Here is a 14,972-nt window from a genome sequence, read left to right as displayed (position 1 = left end):
CGACAGTCGGGGTGGCGCCGGCGGAGTTGCCGGTGCCCTCTACCATTTTAGACCCCATTAGTGGGGTCAACCATTCAGGCTGCTGGTGGCTTCAGAGGTCGGTATAAGCGCGGGAGAGTAATTCTGGCGTGGCGACCCGATTGCGGCCGCTGTTTTTAGCTTTGTAGACTGCCAGATCGGCGATTTTCAGCAGGTTGTCCAGGTTTTGGCCTGACCCACCAATGCAGGTGACCATGCCGATACTGACGGTAATTTGCAACGAGGTTCCGGCGGGCATGGTGATGGATTCGATTTCCACACGACGGCGCAGCCGCTCGGCCAGTGACAGTGCGTCCTGCTGCTGGGCTATCGGCGCAACAATGGCAAACTCTTCCCCACCCATGCGACCAAACAGATCCTGATCGCGCAGATCAGCGGTAATGGCCCGCGTGAAGGACAGCAGCGCCGCGTCACCGCCGGCGTGGCCAAAACGATCGTTGATCGACTTAAAATAGTCGATATCCAGCATCATGATGCAGACGTGTTCCCCTTTCTGGCTGACCAGCTTGGTACCGCGCTGCATAAACGCGCTGCGGGTTAATACGTGGGTCAATGCATCGTGATTCGCCACATGTTCCAGCCTGCGCAACAATGCATTGCGGGCATAGTTCATGCTGGCAACGGCGATCGGGCCCAACGCCAACAAAGCCACGCCAAGCCGCATCGACACCGTATTCTGCAACAGCTTCATGTCGAGATTGGTCGCAATCAGCCCCATGTCGATGGCGAAATGGCACCACAATACATAGGCCAGCACCGCGATCATGGTGCTGAACAAGGAGAAGGTCATTGCCAGCCACAACAGGATCGGCATCGGGAAAATCACCGCACCGGGGCCGCCGATCAGGACGCTGCAAATGCACGCCACCAGCAGCAGGATTAACACCGCCATTTTTCTACAGATGCTGTACCACTGGCTGCGGCGGAACACCGCCTGGTTAAGGCTATGCAGGTAGCCTTTCCAGTCGGTGGGGAAAGTCAGGATAAACGGCATCAGGGTAATGTAATGGGTAAACTCCGAAGATAGCCACAGCGCCATGGCGGGCAGGAATTGGCGGTCGAAAAGCAGCACCGAAGCCCCGGCACCGACTAACCCCGTGGCGGTCGCGCTCGTCAGGCAGATGGCGAACAGAAAAATGCTGGACGAGGTGCGTTCCAGCGTTCTGACCTGCGGCGACAAACGCATAAACAGGAAAAACCCGACCGCGACACCGGTAATGTTAGCGCCATTGAGCAATGCGGCTTTCACGACCGTGCTGCCGGTGATCAGATCCGCCGCCATATAGCCCAGAATCGCCATCAGCCAACCCCAGGGGCTGGCTAGCGCCGGATAACGCACCAGCAGCGCCAGCAGCACCGCATTGGCCGGCCAAAACGAGGACAGCAGCCCGGTGGGCCGGCTCACAATGCCAAACAGGCACAGGCCGAACACCAGCAGGAATACGATTAATGCGTGCTGTAATTTTGTGGCACCAGGTAACTCAGTGGTGTGCATCTTGCTTCCAGAAGCTTGCAAAAAATACGAAAAATCCTGTCTGCATGACGGCGTCCAACCCACTGGCCAGCATGCCTGACGTTGCACGCAAAATGTGCTGTCAGACAGATATTATTGCCAGTTTTCACCGGACTGGCATCAGCTAATTGAAAATTTAAAAATATTATTATGTTTCAAGCTGTCACGCGGTGATCTGGAGAGGAGAGTGGATTCAAATGCGGAGGGCTGGCAACGCTACGACCAATGACGGGCGTTTCTGAGGGATATCTCCCCGGATGCCGCCAACCGGCTCCGGGAAGGTCAATCAGGATTAAATACCTTCCGTTGCTTCTGCCTGCTGATAGATCCTGGCTTCATAAGGACGCAGCGTTAACCACTCGCCATTGTCCTGATAATTGCCCAGTAGCCACTGCCACGGACCGCCTGGCATGGCCTGCGGGTTGACCTGCTGTGGTTCACCACTCAAATTACAAAGCACCAACCTCTGCTGTGTACCCAGGGTGCGGCTATAAGCGTAAATATGCGGATGTTCCGCCAGTTGTAACTGATAGCGACCTTCGATCCACACTGGATCCTGCTTGCGCAGACGGATTAGCGCCCGATAGAAATTCAGTACTGAATCGGCTTCTTCGCGCTGACGCGCCACGTTGATCTGTGGATAGTTGGCATTGACCGCAAACCAGGACGCGGCTGAGCTGAAACCGGCGTTGGCGCTGTCGTCCCACTGCATTGGCGTGCGCGAATTATCGCGTCCGCTGCGGCCGAGAAACGCCAGGATCTGCGCCTCGTCCATGCCCTGCTCGCGCAGCTTGGCAAAACGGTTTCTGGCGGCAATATCGTTAAAATCGGCCAGGCTATCGAAGCGGGTATTGGTCATCCCCAGCTCCTGCCCCTGGTAGATAAACGGTGTTCCCTGCATCAGGAAATACATCGCGGCGATGGCAGTGGCGCTTTCGCGCCAATACTGCTTATCGTCGCCCCATTTCGACACCACGCGTGGGATATCGTGGTTTTCAACATACAGAGCATTCCACCCCTTGCCCTCCAGCAGCGTCTGCCAGCGGGTAAAGATGTCTTTCAGGCCCAGCACGTCTGCTCCGGCTTGCGGCGACTGCTGGTGGTTGTTTTCCCACAGCTTGACGTGCTCGAACTGGAAAATCATGTTCAAGCGGCCGTGCTGCTCGCCTACCCAGTCTTCACCCTGCTCCGCCGAAGCCCCATTCATTTCGCCCACCGTCATGATGTCATAGCGATTAAACACCTGTTCGCACAGGTCATCGACATACTCCAGCAGGCCCTCATAGTTCAGATGCCGCTCGAAAGACGGCACGTAACGCAACCCAAGCGGATTGGGCATGTCGGTCAGCCCCGGCTGCTTTTTCATATGGCAGATGGCGTCGATGCGGAAACCGTCAATGCCCTTATCCAGCCACCAGCGCATCATGTCGTACAGCGCCGCACGCACCTGCGGGTTTTCCCAGTTCAGGTCCGGTTGACGCTCCGAAAACAGATGAAGGAAGTATTGCTCGCTGCCGGGGTCATATTTCCAGGCCGAGCCGTTGAAAATACTCTCCCAGTTGTTGGGTTCCGCGCCATTTTTACCGTCACGCCAGATATACCAATCGCGTTTGGCGCTGGCTTGCGATGATCGGGACTCAATAAACCACGGATGTTCGTCAGACGTGTGGTTAACCACCAGATCGAGTATCAGCCGCATTCCCCGGGCGTGTACTTCGGCCAGCAGGCGGTCAAAGTCGTCCATGGTGCCAAATTCGGTCATTATGGCCTGATAATCACTGATATCGTAGCCATTGTCGTCGTTCGGCGAGCGGTACATCGGACAGATCCAAATCACGTCGATACCCAGCCACTGCAAGTAATCCAATTTGGCAGTAATACCATTCAGGTCACCTATACCGTCACCGTTGGAGTCCATAAAGCTGCGCGGGTAGATTTGATACACCACCGCCTGCTTCCACCACTGTAGTGTCTGCCCACCGCTCATGGCTGTGCTTCCTTAATAAATTAATGCGCCTGCGCCGAGGTCAAAATGCGCTGAAACGCCCGACCTTGACGGTCAAACAGATAACAACACTCTACCGGCAGCCGCACGCCGACGGTATCGCCGGCCTGGATGCTGGAGCGCTCGGGATTGCGCAGCACCCAGGGTTCACCGGCGTTGCCGTTGTCCAGATAGAGGTAGGTTTCATTCCCCATGTGTTCGACAAACATCACCTCGCCCTGAAACTCGCACTCAGCGCGTTCGCCCCCCCGAATATGCTCCGGGCGGATACCGACGTTGACGCTCTGGCCTTCCGCCTCGGGAGGCGTGGCGATCGGCAGTATCAGCGCCTTGCCGTTGTCCAGCTCGACCACGCTTTGCTGCTCACCGGCACGCCGGAGTATCGCCGGGATCAGGTTCATCTTCGGTGAACCGATAAACTGCGCGACAAATTCATTGGCCGGTTGGTCATAGAGTTCCAGCGGCGTGCCGACCTGCTCGACATTGCCTTGGTTCAGCACCACGATGCGATCCGCCAAGGTCATGGCTTCAACCTGATCGTGGGTAACATAAATGATGGTCGACCCCAGCCGCTTATGCAGCGACGCCACTTCCATACGCATTTGCACCCGCAGTGACGCATCGAGGTTGGACAGCGGTTCGTCGAATAAAAACAGCTTAGGCTCGCGCACGATGGCCCGACCAATCGCCACCCGTTGCCGCTGCCCGCCCGAAAGATCCTTCGGGCGGCGTTCCAATAGCGGCTCGAGCTGCAAAATGCGTGCGCTCTCGCGCACCCGGCTGTCGATTTCAGCCGCGGAATGGCCCGCCAGCTCCAGCGCAAACGCCATGTTTTTATAGACGCTCATATGCGGATAGAGCGCGTAAGACTGGAACACCATGCCAATACCGCGTTCAGCCGGGGTATCGTCGTTAACGTAGTTGCCATCGATATACATGCCGCCGCTGCTGATCTCCTCCAGCCCGGCGATCATCCGCAACAGGGTTGATTTACCGCAGCCGGAAGGTCCGACGATCACCACAAATTCCCCACTGTTGATGTGCAGATCCAGCGATTTAATCACCTCTGCGTTAGCGCCATAGCGTTTTTGCAGTTTTTCAAGCGTAAGTTGCGCCATATTCCCCCCCGTTCTCACCCCAGTTGGCAGTCTGCGGGGCGCTAATATGCGCCCCGCTATCCGGCTTATTTCAGATAATCAAGCCACGGACTCTGGCGTGAGATCATCACGTCGACCAGCTCAGGGATCGCACGGCATTTGTCGTTGACCGAATCCACCAGCAGCGCCTGGATCACCAGATCGCGCGAGCCTTCAATCACCGCATCGGCGGTTAAATCGTGAATGGCGATCTGGTTGCTGAGCAGCCCGCCGATACCGGCCGGCATATCCACTTTAATGCCGTGCACGCCTTTGCGATCGATAATCGCCGGCACCTCCACCGCAATAAAGTCCGGCAGCTGTTTGATAAAGCCCAGGTTCGGTATATTGACCGCCGACTCCTCATAGCCGGAATCGGTCAGGATCCCTTCCATGATCGGTACCACACGCTCTTTCAGCTTCAATTCGATTTTCGGCTGCGCGTGCCCAAGGTAATTGCGATAGAAGGTGTAAAAATCGAGAATGCCGCGATGATCGCTGACCTCGCTGGCCCAGCGGATATACTCGCCAAAGTGGCTGTCGCCGGTGATTGGCAGGTGGTGGAATTTCTCCAGAATCTCCTTGAACAGGGTACGGTCAGCCCAGGGATAAGCGCTGTCTTTGCCGCCCAACGCATCACGCTCAGTGCTGCCTTCGGTCTGCACCAGTTTACCGTGGGTGCGGGTATACGCCAGGATATCGCTGTAGCCCGGCAGGCGGGAGAAATAGTCCGGTGCCTTGGCGCGCACGTCGCCATAGGCATCCTTGCCGCTGTCTTTGTAACTGGCCTCCAACAACACGCTGAAGTGGTTAAGCCCGGCGGCGCGCAGGTTTAGATTCTCGAACGACGTGCCGAGCATTTCCGGTAAATAGCGCTCAAGTGAGGCGATTTCATGACACATGCCGACAAAATTGAGCTGCGGAAAGCGACGATGCACGGTGGTGCAAATGCGGCTCATCGGGTTGGAATAGTTAAATATCCAGGCGTTTGGACAGATGTCGGCAACGTCGGCACAAATGTCGAGGATCGGCGGAATAATCCGCAGCGAGTGGAACAGCCCGCCAGGCCCACCGTTTTCTCCGTATACCTGCTGGATGCCGTATTGCTGCGGGATCTGCCAGTCGAGATCCCACAGTGCGAAACGGTCACCCACTTCGATGGAGATAATCACGAACTCCGCCCCTTTCAGCGCAGTTTTACGATCGGTAGTGGCGCTGACGGTAAACGGCAGATCTTCAGCAGCCAGAAAGTCCCGGGCGGTTTTCTCGGTCACTGCCAGTGCAGACGGATTGATGTCGTGCAGCACAATCTCGCTGCCGTACAACGTTTTGCTTTGGAAGATATCCCCCAGCGTGCCATAGCCGAATTGCGCACTGCCCGCACCCACTAAAACGATTTTTGTAGCCATTACTTTTCTCCTGCTTCAGGGTTAATCGAAAATCAGCCTTTTACTGCGCCGTTGGTTAATCCGCTGACGATGCGACGCTGGAATATCAGGACCAGTGCGATGATCGGCAGTGTGACAATGACCGAGGCCGCCATGATGGTGCCCCAGGGAAGTTCGAACTGAGAGGCGCCCTGCAGCATGCCGATGGCGACCGGCACGGTGCGCTTGCCGCTGGAAATGACAAACGTCAGGGCGAACATGAATTCATTCCAGGCGCCGATAAAGGCCAGCAGCCCGGTGGTCACCAGTGAGGGCCCCATAATTGGCGCGAAGATGCGGGTGATGATGGTCCAGGTGCCGGCACCGTCGACGATCGCCGCCTCTTCCAGCTCCGCCGGGATCGCCTTCATAAAGGTGGTCAGCACCCAGACGGTAAACGGCAGCGAGAAGGTGGTATAGGACAGCACCAGAGCGCCCAGGGAGTCGTACAGCCCCATAAAACGCACCAACTCAAACATGCCGGACAACACCGCCACCTGCGGGAACATCGAGACGCAAAGAATGGTGAACAGCAGATACTTACGGCCGCGAAAACGGATACGCGCCAGAGCAAAAGCGGCGGTGATCGACACCAGCAGGCAAATGCCTACCGTCAGCGTCGCCACGAGAATGGAGTTCAGCAGGCTGCGAGCAATGCCATTTTCCATCAATGCGGTCAGATAATTGCCCCAGTGCAGATTGCCCGGCAGATAAGCAACCTGGAACAGATCCTGCCCGGAACGCAACGAGGTGATCAGCGCGTAGTAGAACGGAAACAGGCAGATCACACTGGCCAAGGCGGCCGCGGCGAAGATCAGCGTTTTATGGCCGTATTTCTGCTGTTGGCGGCTCAGTTTCATGCTTGTTTCTCCTTGTCGTTCAGGCGGCCCAGCGTAAGGAAGCAAGCGGCGATCCCCGCCACCATCATAAAGACCAGTACCGATGCGGCCGAGCCGGAGCCCATTTCCTGATAGCTGACCATGCGATCCCGGGCGTAACCGGACACCGATACCGTGGCTTCGCTGTTGGAAGTCAGCACGTAAATCAGATCAAATACCCGTAGCGCATCCATCACCCGGAAAATCAGCGCGACGATCATTGCCGGCATAATCAACGGCAAGGTGATGCGGCGGAACCGCTGCCAGGCATTGGCACCGTCGACGCGGGCGGCCTCATACAGATCGCTGGGGATCAGTTGCAGCGCCGCCAGCAACATCAAGGCCATAAACGGCGTGGTCTTCCACACGTCGGCAATCACCACCGCCCACATTGACAGACCCGGCTCCGCTACCCAGGCCAAGGGCGTGGCGATAATGCCGGTTTTAAGCAGCAGGTCGTTCACCACGCCGTACTGATCGTGGAACATCCAGCCCCACATTTTGGCGGACACGATGGTCGGAATGGCCCAGGGCACCAAAATTGCGGTGCGCACCAGCCCCTGGCCGCGGAATTTTTGATTCATCAGCAGCGCCAGCAGCATGCCGAACACCAGTTCCAGCGATACCGACAGCAAACTGAAGCGCAGCGTGTTGCCTACCGCCAGCCACCAAAGCGGATCCGCCAACACCCCGTAGTGGTGGCCGCCCTCGGTCAGATCCAGATAGTTGGCGAAGCCGACAAACCGATAATCGTCCGGCGCGTCCAGCATGGCGTCGGTAAAGCTGTAAAACAGGGTGCGCAGCAGCGGCCAGCCGGCTACCACCGCCAGCAGCAACATCGCCGGCGCCACCAGTAACCAGGCGATGCGGCTGCGCCGCTGCTGGTGATTAAGCTTGCTGCGCCTGGCCGGCAGCACCTGGGCTGACTCATCAGGGGTAGCCGTCAGGGATAAAGCGTGCGTATCGCGTTTCATGCATCAGACTCCGGCGGTTAATGGGGAGATGATTCAGCGCCATCCTCTGGCTTTGATCCGTTCCAGTCGCTGCTGTAAATCCGCCACGGCGGTGACACCGTCACTGTCACCGCGCAATACGTTAAAGGTGGCGTTGTAGATGGCTCGGGAAACCTGCGCGTATTGCCGTTTGGTTTGAGTGGCCGGGCGCGGCATGGCCTGCGCGAATATGCCCTTGAAGTCTGCCAAATAAGGGGCCTGCACCAATACTTGCGGATCGTCGTACAGCGCGGTGCGCGAAGGAGCCTGACCCAATAACGCCAGCGCCCTTTTTTGCGATTCGGCATCGCTGACGATTTTCAGCAGCGCGATGGCCGCCTCGGGGTGTTTGGTATAGCCGTTGATTGCCCACTGCCAACCGCCCAACGCGCTGACCGAATGGCCGTCAGCCCCTTTCGGCAACGGCATCACCCCCACTTTGCCGCGGATCGCGCTGCTACTGTCCTGCGCTAGCACGTAGGCGTAGGGCCAATTGCGCATAAACAGCGCATCGCCGTTTTGGAATACCGCCCGCGACTCTTCTTCCATGTAGCCAAGCGTGCCTTTCGGCGTGATTTTGCCAATCCAACCGGCGGCCATATTCAGCGCTTGCGCCGCCTGCGGGTTGTTAATGGTGATATTGCCCTGAGCATCAATAAAACTGCCGCCGTTTTGCGACGCTACCCACTCCAGGGCGTTGCAGGTCAGCCCCTCATAAGATTTTCCCTGAAACACCAGCCCCCAAAAGTTTTTGTGGCCGGCGGCACGCTCAGCTTGCTGAATGTGGGTTGCGACGCGGGTCAGGTCGGCCCAGGTCTCCGGCGGTTGTTCACCGTATTTCTCCAGCAGATCCTTGCGGTAGTAGAGCGCACCGCTGTCCAGATAGGCCGGCACCGCTTTAACGCGGCCATTAACCACGTTGTTTTGCCAGGCGGCGGGGAAGAAATCCTGTTTGATGTCGCTCACGCTGTCGGTCAGATCCAGCAGGTGTTTGTTCAATACGCCGATCCATACGGTGTCGGCCTGAAACAGATCGATGGCGCTGGCGTCTTTGGCGGCAAACAGTTGCTGGAACAGCGACAGCTTTTCATCGGAGGCAGGAGGCAGGTCGATAAATTCCAGGGTATGGCCAGTCTGAGCCTCAAAGCGCTGTTTGATCTCGTTGCAGTATTGGCGCCCTTCTTTGCTTGGCGCGCATTGCATACGCAACGTGTCGGCCAAAACTTGCCCGGACACCAACGCCAGTGCGGCGGCAACCATACTCGGTATCAATCTTCTCATTGCATCCTCTCTGGTGGCGGCTGGGAATACCGGCATAGGAGCAAGCTATCGAAGGCAGGTCATTGGCGGAAATCGTTTTTCACCGCTACGATATAGAAACTTTCTATACCACCAGTGGAAAATATGATCGTGGACAAAATTCTGCGGCAGTTTATCGAAGTGGCGATGTTCAAAAATGTGAGTCATGCAGCAAACAAACTTTGCCTGAGCCAGCCGACGCTGACCCACAACATGAAGAAACTGGAAGAGAACCTCGGGGTACAGCTGCTGGAGCGAACCTCAACCGGGGTGAAAACCACCGAGTACGGCGATCTGCTGTTGGAGCAGGCGCAGATGATGCAGCGTATCTACGACAACACGCTGATCAAACTGGCATTTATCAAAGCACGTCAGGAGCAGAGCCTGCGTATGGGCACGGGTCATGCCTGGTGGTATATGTTTGTACGCGACAGCTTCAATGCCTACCGCAAGCTGCATCCGCTGGTGAATATCCATATCGATCTGGGCAACCACCTGCGCCTGATGGACCTGTTATTGGGCGGGGATATCGACTTGTTTATCGGCCATGAAATTCAGGGGCTGAACCCTAAAGCAGGCATCAGCTTTCTGCCGCTGTTTGGCACCACCGACAGTATGTTCGTGCGGCGCGGACACCCGCTGCTGGGACAAACGGTGGGCCCGGATGCGCTACTGGACTACCCCTGCGTTGAGCTGACCCCGGATGAAAGTCGTTATCATCATATGGTGGAAGATATGCAGCCGAAAAAGCTGGCGCGAAACCGCCTGCATCTGGCGGAGCGGGTAATTTGTTCGACCAATTCCATGATGTCGGCTGTAGACATGATCAACGATTCCGATGCGGTACTGCTGAGCTATCCCTCCTGTATGGCGGGTTATTTTGCGGATTACGGCATTGAACCCCTGCAGCTGATCCAGCCGGGACCACGTTGCACCGTCGGTATCTATCTGATGCGCGAAAAGGCGGATGCCCCGCATGTGGTGCAGATGCAAACACTAATGCAGCAGCACCTGGAACAGATCCGCCCGCTGTTGTCGTAGTTATTTCTCGCCGGTCAGCGCCACCAGAGCCTGGTACAGCGGTCGGGCATTGCCCGGCCCCACCACCAGCTGATATTCGGTAGTCAGACGTGGAGTGTCGACCTCCAACAGCGCTTTAACACCGTTCAGGCCATCGATGCCCGGTCGATCCAGCCGCCCGGCATCGCGCAGTTCCACCCTGATACGGCTGGCGCAGTAGCGTATTTTGGTCAGGTTTTCCGCTCCGCCAAAGGCGGCCAGCACCGACGCCGCAAGCTGATGTGTTTCCATTGTGCCTCCAGAAAAAGATTGCCTATGCAACAACAGCATAGAGCCGGCGGCAGGCCGAAGTGAAATTGGTTTCACCCGGTGCAATATAGACCCTATCTATAACGCATCATTCGGCGCCCCCAATCTGTTACAAGGCATATACTTAACGGAGTGTACAGATAGGAGGTAATTGAGATGAAAGCGATAATTCCCCTGTTTTTGATGCTGATGCTTTCCGGCTGCCTTGGCCGGGGCGGCCCACAGGATGTGCCGCCACCGCCGGTGCATAATGATCCACAAACCTGCAATAATTCCTCCGCCAGCGCCAACAGCGACTGCTCTCAGTCCGTGGTACCGGCGATGCACTAACGCAAGCCATGCGGGCCGCGATCAGATCTCTATACGCAGGCCCGCCGCTTTCCAGTCAGGAAATCCGTCTTCCAGCCTGCGGGCCTCGCGACCTTTGGCGCGCAGCGCAGCAACGGCGTTAACCGAAAGCACGCAGTAAGGGCCGCGGCAATAGGCGACCACTTCACGGCCTTCGGGTAACTCGGCCAATCGACGCTCAAGCTCTTCCAACGGAATGTTCAATGCGCCCGGCAAATGCCCCAGCGCATACTCTTCATGCGGGCGTACGTCGAGCAGAATTACGCCGTTTTCCTCTATCCGCGACAGCAGCTCTTCACGCGAAATGGCCTCTAACGCCTCAGGTTCCTGCAGGCTGTCCGTTACCAGCGCGCGGATTTCCGCTCGGTTATGTTCCGCAAACTGACGCAGTGCCGCCAACAGGTTGAGCACCGGGCCGTCGCCGAGGCGATATAGCACCTGTTTGCCATCACGACGGCTCTGCACAAACCCGCTGCGTTTCAAGTGTTGCAGGTGCTGCGAAGCATTGGCGATCGTCAGCCCGGCAAGTGCCGCCAGCCGTTCCACCGCTCGCTCACCCTGGGCAATATGCTCCAACAACATCAGCCGATGCGCGTTCCCCAGGCTGCGTGCCAATTCCGCCAACTCGGCAAACAGCTGCGGTTGAGGATCGTTATCCTTGGTTGACATTCCATCCGCCCTCTTCCATCATTCAATAAATCAATTGAATGATAGTGTATCAAAAACCCCATGAATAATCGACCATCCCCAACAATAAGGAGAATGGGCAGTGAATAACGAAATGGAGTTTATCGTGGCATCGTTGACTCTCGGCACCGGAGCCACGCTGGTTATGGATCTTTGGGCTGGGTTACTCAAGCGAGTGTTTGGCATCCCCTCGCTAAACTACGCGATGGTGGGCCGCTGGATCGGACATTTTCCACGTGGCCGCTTTAGGCATGAAAACATCGGACAGGCAACCCAGGTACGCTTCGAAAAGCCGATCGGCTGGGGGGCCCATTACGCCATAGGGATAGTTTTCGCCGCCTTGCTGCTGGTTCTGGGCGGGCAAAACTGGCTGCGTCACCCTACGCTGTTACCGGCGCTGGCGTTTGGCGTGGTCAGCGTCTGCGCCCCGTTTTTACTGATGCAGCCCGGTATGGGTGCCGGTATCGCAGCCAGCAAAACACCTAATCCGCCGGTGGCACGGTTGCGCAGCCTGATGGCCCACGCCGTGTTCGGCGTAGGCCTTTATCTCAGCGCTGTCCTTTGCGCCGGGCTGTGGTAATCCCAGCTACGAAGATTGTTCTTCTTCGTTGGCCAGATTTTTCGCCTGCTGTTTCATAAACACCACTTCCTGCGGGCTCGACATGTTGACACGGTGTGCCCGCAGCAATTTGAGAATATTGAACAACAGTTCGCTCTTGGTTGAACCGACCATGCGCGGGCTGGCGACATAACCGGTCACGCTGAGGATAATGCCGTCCGGGCCGAGCTGGCTGAAGCGCACATAGGGCGCCGGGGCATCCAGAATGGCTTCATATTCCTGATAAGCGCTCAGCAGGATGTTGCGAACCTGCTCCGGATCGATATCCGTCGGGAAGGTCAGCGCAATAGTTACCACCCCCTGCGCATTGCCCATGGTGGCATTACGCACGTTTTGCGAGATAAGTTGAGAGTTAGGTACGATCATCGTCGAGCGGTCGCTAAGCTGGATCTCGGTGGCGCGCACATTGATACGACGCACGTCCCCCTCAACGCCGCCGATACCGATCATATCGCCGACTTTCACCGGGCGTTCGGTCAACAGAATCAAACCGGAAATAAAGTTCTTCACGATTTCCTGCAAACCAAAACCGATACCCACCGACAAGGCACTGACGATCCAGGCCAGGTTGTTCCACTGAATGCCCAGCGCCGCCAGGGTAATCAGGATCAACAGCACGTAGCCCACGTTGCTGAACAACGTCACCAGCGATGCACGAATACCGATGTCTGCAATGGTTTTTGGCAGCAGTTCCTGGCTTAACCAGCGCTGGGTAACTCGCAGAATATAGATGCCAATGGCCAGGCAAATCACCGCATTGATCAGGTTGCCGGGCACAATGTTCAGTTGTTTCAGCCCTTCGCCGCTAAGAATGGCGATGATCTTTTCCAACAGCGAGTTGGGCGTCGTGGTGCCAAACGAGCCGTTAAACAACGAGACAATCATCAACAACAGCAGCGAGCACTTGGCGATGGCGGTGAAGATGATCGCCATCTGCTCCAGGTGGCGATCCTTAAAATTAAGCGACTTCTTCAGCATCTTGCCGCTGGCGGTTTGCGGCGAGAAGATTGCCGCGCACAGGTCAGTGGCGAACAGCACCAGGAAATAGAACGTCATTAACACCAGCGCGATCCAAATCACCTGATAGGTCAGGAAACGGGCAAAAGCGATATACCCTATCAGCAGCGAAAGCAAGATCACGCTTGAACACACCAGGGTGCTCATATGCAAAAGCCCACTGATGGTGGAGCGCTTCTCTACGTGTTCGCCCTGCTGCTCCAACTGACGGCGGATACGCTGAGAACGCAGTGGCATCGCCAGCAACACCATGCCAATCAAGCCGGCAACCAGGCCGTTACCAAAAATGGTGGTACTCAAACTGGCGCTGACGGCATTATTAATAAGTTCTACCGTACCAAATGCCAATGCCAGCCCGGCCAACAGCGGCGAGAAATAGCGCAGACCTGAGGCAACGGCATTATCCAGGGTGCCAAGGCGCCACGAAGGGCGATTAAGTGACAGCGTTGCGCGCCCCAGTCCGGCAATCAGCGCGCAGAAAATCCCTAACTGATAAAAACTCCCGGCGAAATCCTCCAGCATCACCGGTAAGGGTTGTACGCGTGTGAAGGTGAGGAACAGCAGGTTCAACGCAATGCTGGTAGTAACAACCGTGACGGTGACGGTCATGATTGCCATAAAACTGCGGCGCAAACGCCCGTCCGGAAGATAACGGATGCTCACCCACGCCAGGAAACGCTCGGAAAAATAGCGCCCCCACGACCAGATAACCACCGCCAATACCAACAGACCCAGGGTGCCGTAACGTGAATCTTCCTGCCAACTGGCGTCCCAGGTTTGTTTCATTGCGGCGTTGAACTGATCCAGGCGCTGCACGTCGTCATCGGCAGGCTTTATCACCGGCGTCCAAAATTTGGTGCCCAACACGCTACCGGTGTTCAACGCCAACTGACTTTTGAACGCGACGCGACGTAAGTCACTGATTTGTTGCCCCAGATCGAGCACGCCAGCTCTCATCGCCTGTGCGCGTTGAACCGCTTCGTCGAGCTGCTTCTTGCTGTTATTCAAGGCATTGCGCTGTTGTACCACTGCCGCGTTTTCCGCCAACGCACCTGCCGCCGGTTGCGGCCCCAACACGTCCAGTTGCGCCTGCAGCTTCTCTTGCGCCGGTTGCAAGTCGGCCGCCAGCTTTTCCAGCTTGGCGGCCAGATCGTCAGTGGTCAATTTTAGCTTACTGAGCTGGGTATCGTTACTGGCTTTGGAAACCTGCTGTTTGATGCTGTCCAACTGCTTCTGGTAGTTTTTCAGGGCGGTCGCAGGGTCCGGCTGGCTTTCGGCTACCGGGCTGTCATCCTGTGCGGCAACGCTGGTCAGCGGCGCCAACTGCAAGCCAAACAGCAGGAACAGGAAAAGAATAATTTGACGGGGCTTTAACATAAATTCGGGGCTCAGCCTTTACATGATAGACAAACGAAACAGGCGGGCCGGTAGTCACCGACCCGCCTGGCTAATCATAAACTGAGATTATGATAACTGCTTAATCTCCGCTTAAATATCAGTATTACTCCCATTCAGCACGATTCTCATGGTGACAACGTCACTAAAAACAATGAAGATTCACCGCTTACCGCACTGATAACGCTGCGAATTTACACTAGCGCAACCTGCCAAAGCCCCCTATACTCAGCTCATTCATTAACCTACGTTATAAAAGGAGGATTACTATGCCGATGTGTGAATTGT

Annotated in this window: 13 protein-coding genes; 3 read left to right on the top strand and 10 right to left on the bottom strand. The window is 56.5% G+C overall.

Translation table 11 applies throughout. The features are described 5' to 3' along the window. Positions 1-91 precede the first annotated feature (91 nt). The 7 genes from AAZT04_RS11645 to AAZT04_RS11615 all read right to left on the bottom strand — a co-directional run bounded on the left by AAZT04_RS11645 (position 92) and on the right by AAZT04_RS11615 (position 9,271). Positions 92-1,534: a sensor domain-containing diguanylate cyclase gene (locus AAZT04_RS11645; RefSeq protein WP_048758821.1), complete on the bottom strand. Its 1,443-nt coding sequence runs from the start codon at positions 1,532-1,534 to the stop codon at positions 92-94. A 310-nt stretch (positions 1,535-1,844) separates the two neighbouring features. After that, positions 1,845-3,539 carry a glycoside hydrolase family 13 protein gene (locus AAZT04_RS11640; RefSeq protein WP_434680131.1) on the bottom strand — a complete coding sequence of 565 codons (1,695 nt, stop codon included), beginning with the start codon at positions 3,537-3,539 and terminating at the stop codon, positions 1,845-1,847. Positions 3,540-3,559: 20 nt separating this feature from the next. Further along, the gene (locus tag AAZT04_RS11635; protein WP_129982813.1) at positions 3,560-4,675 is read right to left on the bottom strand and encodes an ABC transporter ATP-binding protein; all 1,116 of its coding nucleotides are present in this window, start codon (positions 4,673-4,675) and stop codon (positions 3,560-3,562) included. A gap of 65 nt (positions 4,676-4,740) precedes the next feature. Next, entirely contained in the window at positions 4,741-6,102 is a 1,362-nt protein-coding gene (locus AAZT04_RS11630) for an alpha-glucosidase (RefSeq protein WP_434680128.1), read from the bottom strand. 32 nt (positions 6,103-6,134) lie between these two features. Continuing rightward, positions 6,135-6,980 carry a carbohydrate ABC transporter permease gene (locus AAZT04_RS11625; protein ID WP_261135380.1) on the bottom strand — a complete coding sequence of 282 codons (846 nt, stop codon included), beginning with the start codon at positions 6,978-6,980 and terminating at the stop codon, positions 6,135-6,137. Then, positions 6,977-7,972: a carbohydrate ABC transporter permease gene (locus tag AAZT04_RS11620; protein WP_128865230.1), complete on the bottom strand. Its 996-nt coding sequence runs from the start codon at positions 7,970-7,972 to the stop codon at positions 6,977-6,979. The genes AAZT04_RS11625 and AAZT04_RS11620 overlap by 4 nt, the downstream gene beginning before the upstream one ends. Before the next feature lie 33 nt (positions 7,973-8,005). Further along, entirely contained in the window at positions 8,006-9,271 is a 1,266-nt protein-coding gene (locus AAZT04_RS11615) for an ABC transporter substrate-binding protein (protein WP_262258953.1), read from the bottom strand. 123 nt (positions 9,272-9,394) lie between these two features. On the opposite strand from AAZT04_RS11615, the gene AAZT04_RS11610 reads away from it, so the two are divergent. After that, on the top strand, positions 9,395-10,330 hold the full coding sequence (locus AAZT04_RS11610; protein ID WP_046373478.1) for a LysR family transcriptional regulator: 936 nt from the start codon (positions 9,395-9,397) through the stop codon (positions 10,328-10,330). Here AAZT04_RS11610 and AAZT04_RS11605 read toward each other — a convergent pair whose 3' ends face one another. Then, positions 10,331-10,600, bottom strand: coding sequence for a PTS transporter subunit EIIB (locus tag AAZT04_RS11605; RefSeq protein WP_434680125.1), 270 nt, complete (start codon positions 10,598-10,600; stop codon positions 10,331-10,333). Between the two features lie 174 nt (positions 10,601-10,774). Here AAZT04_RS11605 and AAZT04_RS11600 point away from each other — a divergent pair, with 174 nt between their 5' ends. Then, entirely contained in the window at positions 10,775-10,948 is a 174-nt protein-coding gene (locus AAZT04_RS11600) for a hypothetical protein (protein WP_020826993.1), read from the top strand. Positions 10,949-10,969: 21 nt separating this feature from the next. Here AAZT04_RS11600 and AAZT04_RS11595 read toward each other — a convergent pair whose 3' ends face one another. After that, complete coding sequence (locus tag AAZT04_RS11595) at positions 10,970-11,635, bottom strand: ArsR/SmtB family transcription factor (protein ID WP_434680122.1); 666 nt, start codon at positions 11,633-11,635, stop codon at positions 10,970-10,972. A 100-nt stretch (positions 11,636-11,735) separates the two neighbouring features. Between AAZT04_RS11595 and AAZT04_RS11590 the strand changes: the two genes are divergently transcribed. Beyond that, on the top strand, positions 11,736-12,233 hold the full coding sequence (locus tag AAZT04_RS11590) for a DUF2938 domain-containing protein (RefSeq protein WP_434680120.1): 498 nt from the start codon (positions 11,736-11,738) through the stop codon (positions 12,231-12,233). A 6-nt stretch (positions 12,234-12,239) separates the two neighbouring features. On the opposite strand, the gene AAZT04_RS11585 is transcribed toward AAZT04_RS11590, so the two are convergent. Then, positions 12,240-14,666, bottom strand: a complete 2,427-nt coding sequence (locus AAZT04_RS11585) for a DUF3772 domain-containing protein (RefSeq protein WP_020826996.1) — start codon at positions 14,664-14,666, stop codon at positions 12,240-12,242. Positions 14,667-14,972: the final 306 nt, after the last annotated feature.

Source organism: Serratia sp. Je.1.23.a (genome assembly GCF_051129805.1).
GTDB classification, from domain to species: domain Bacteria; phylum Pseudomonadota; class Gammaproteobacteria; order Enterobacterales; family Enterobacteriaceae; genus Serratia; species Serratia liquefaciens.
The sequence above is the reverse complement of the archived record's forward strand: the minus strand, read 5'-3'. Positions and strand labels throughout refer to the sequence as shown.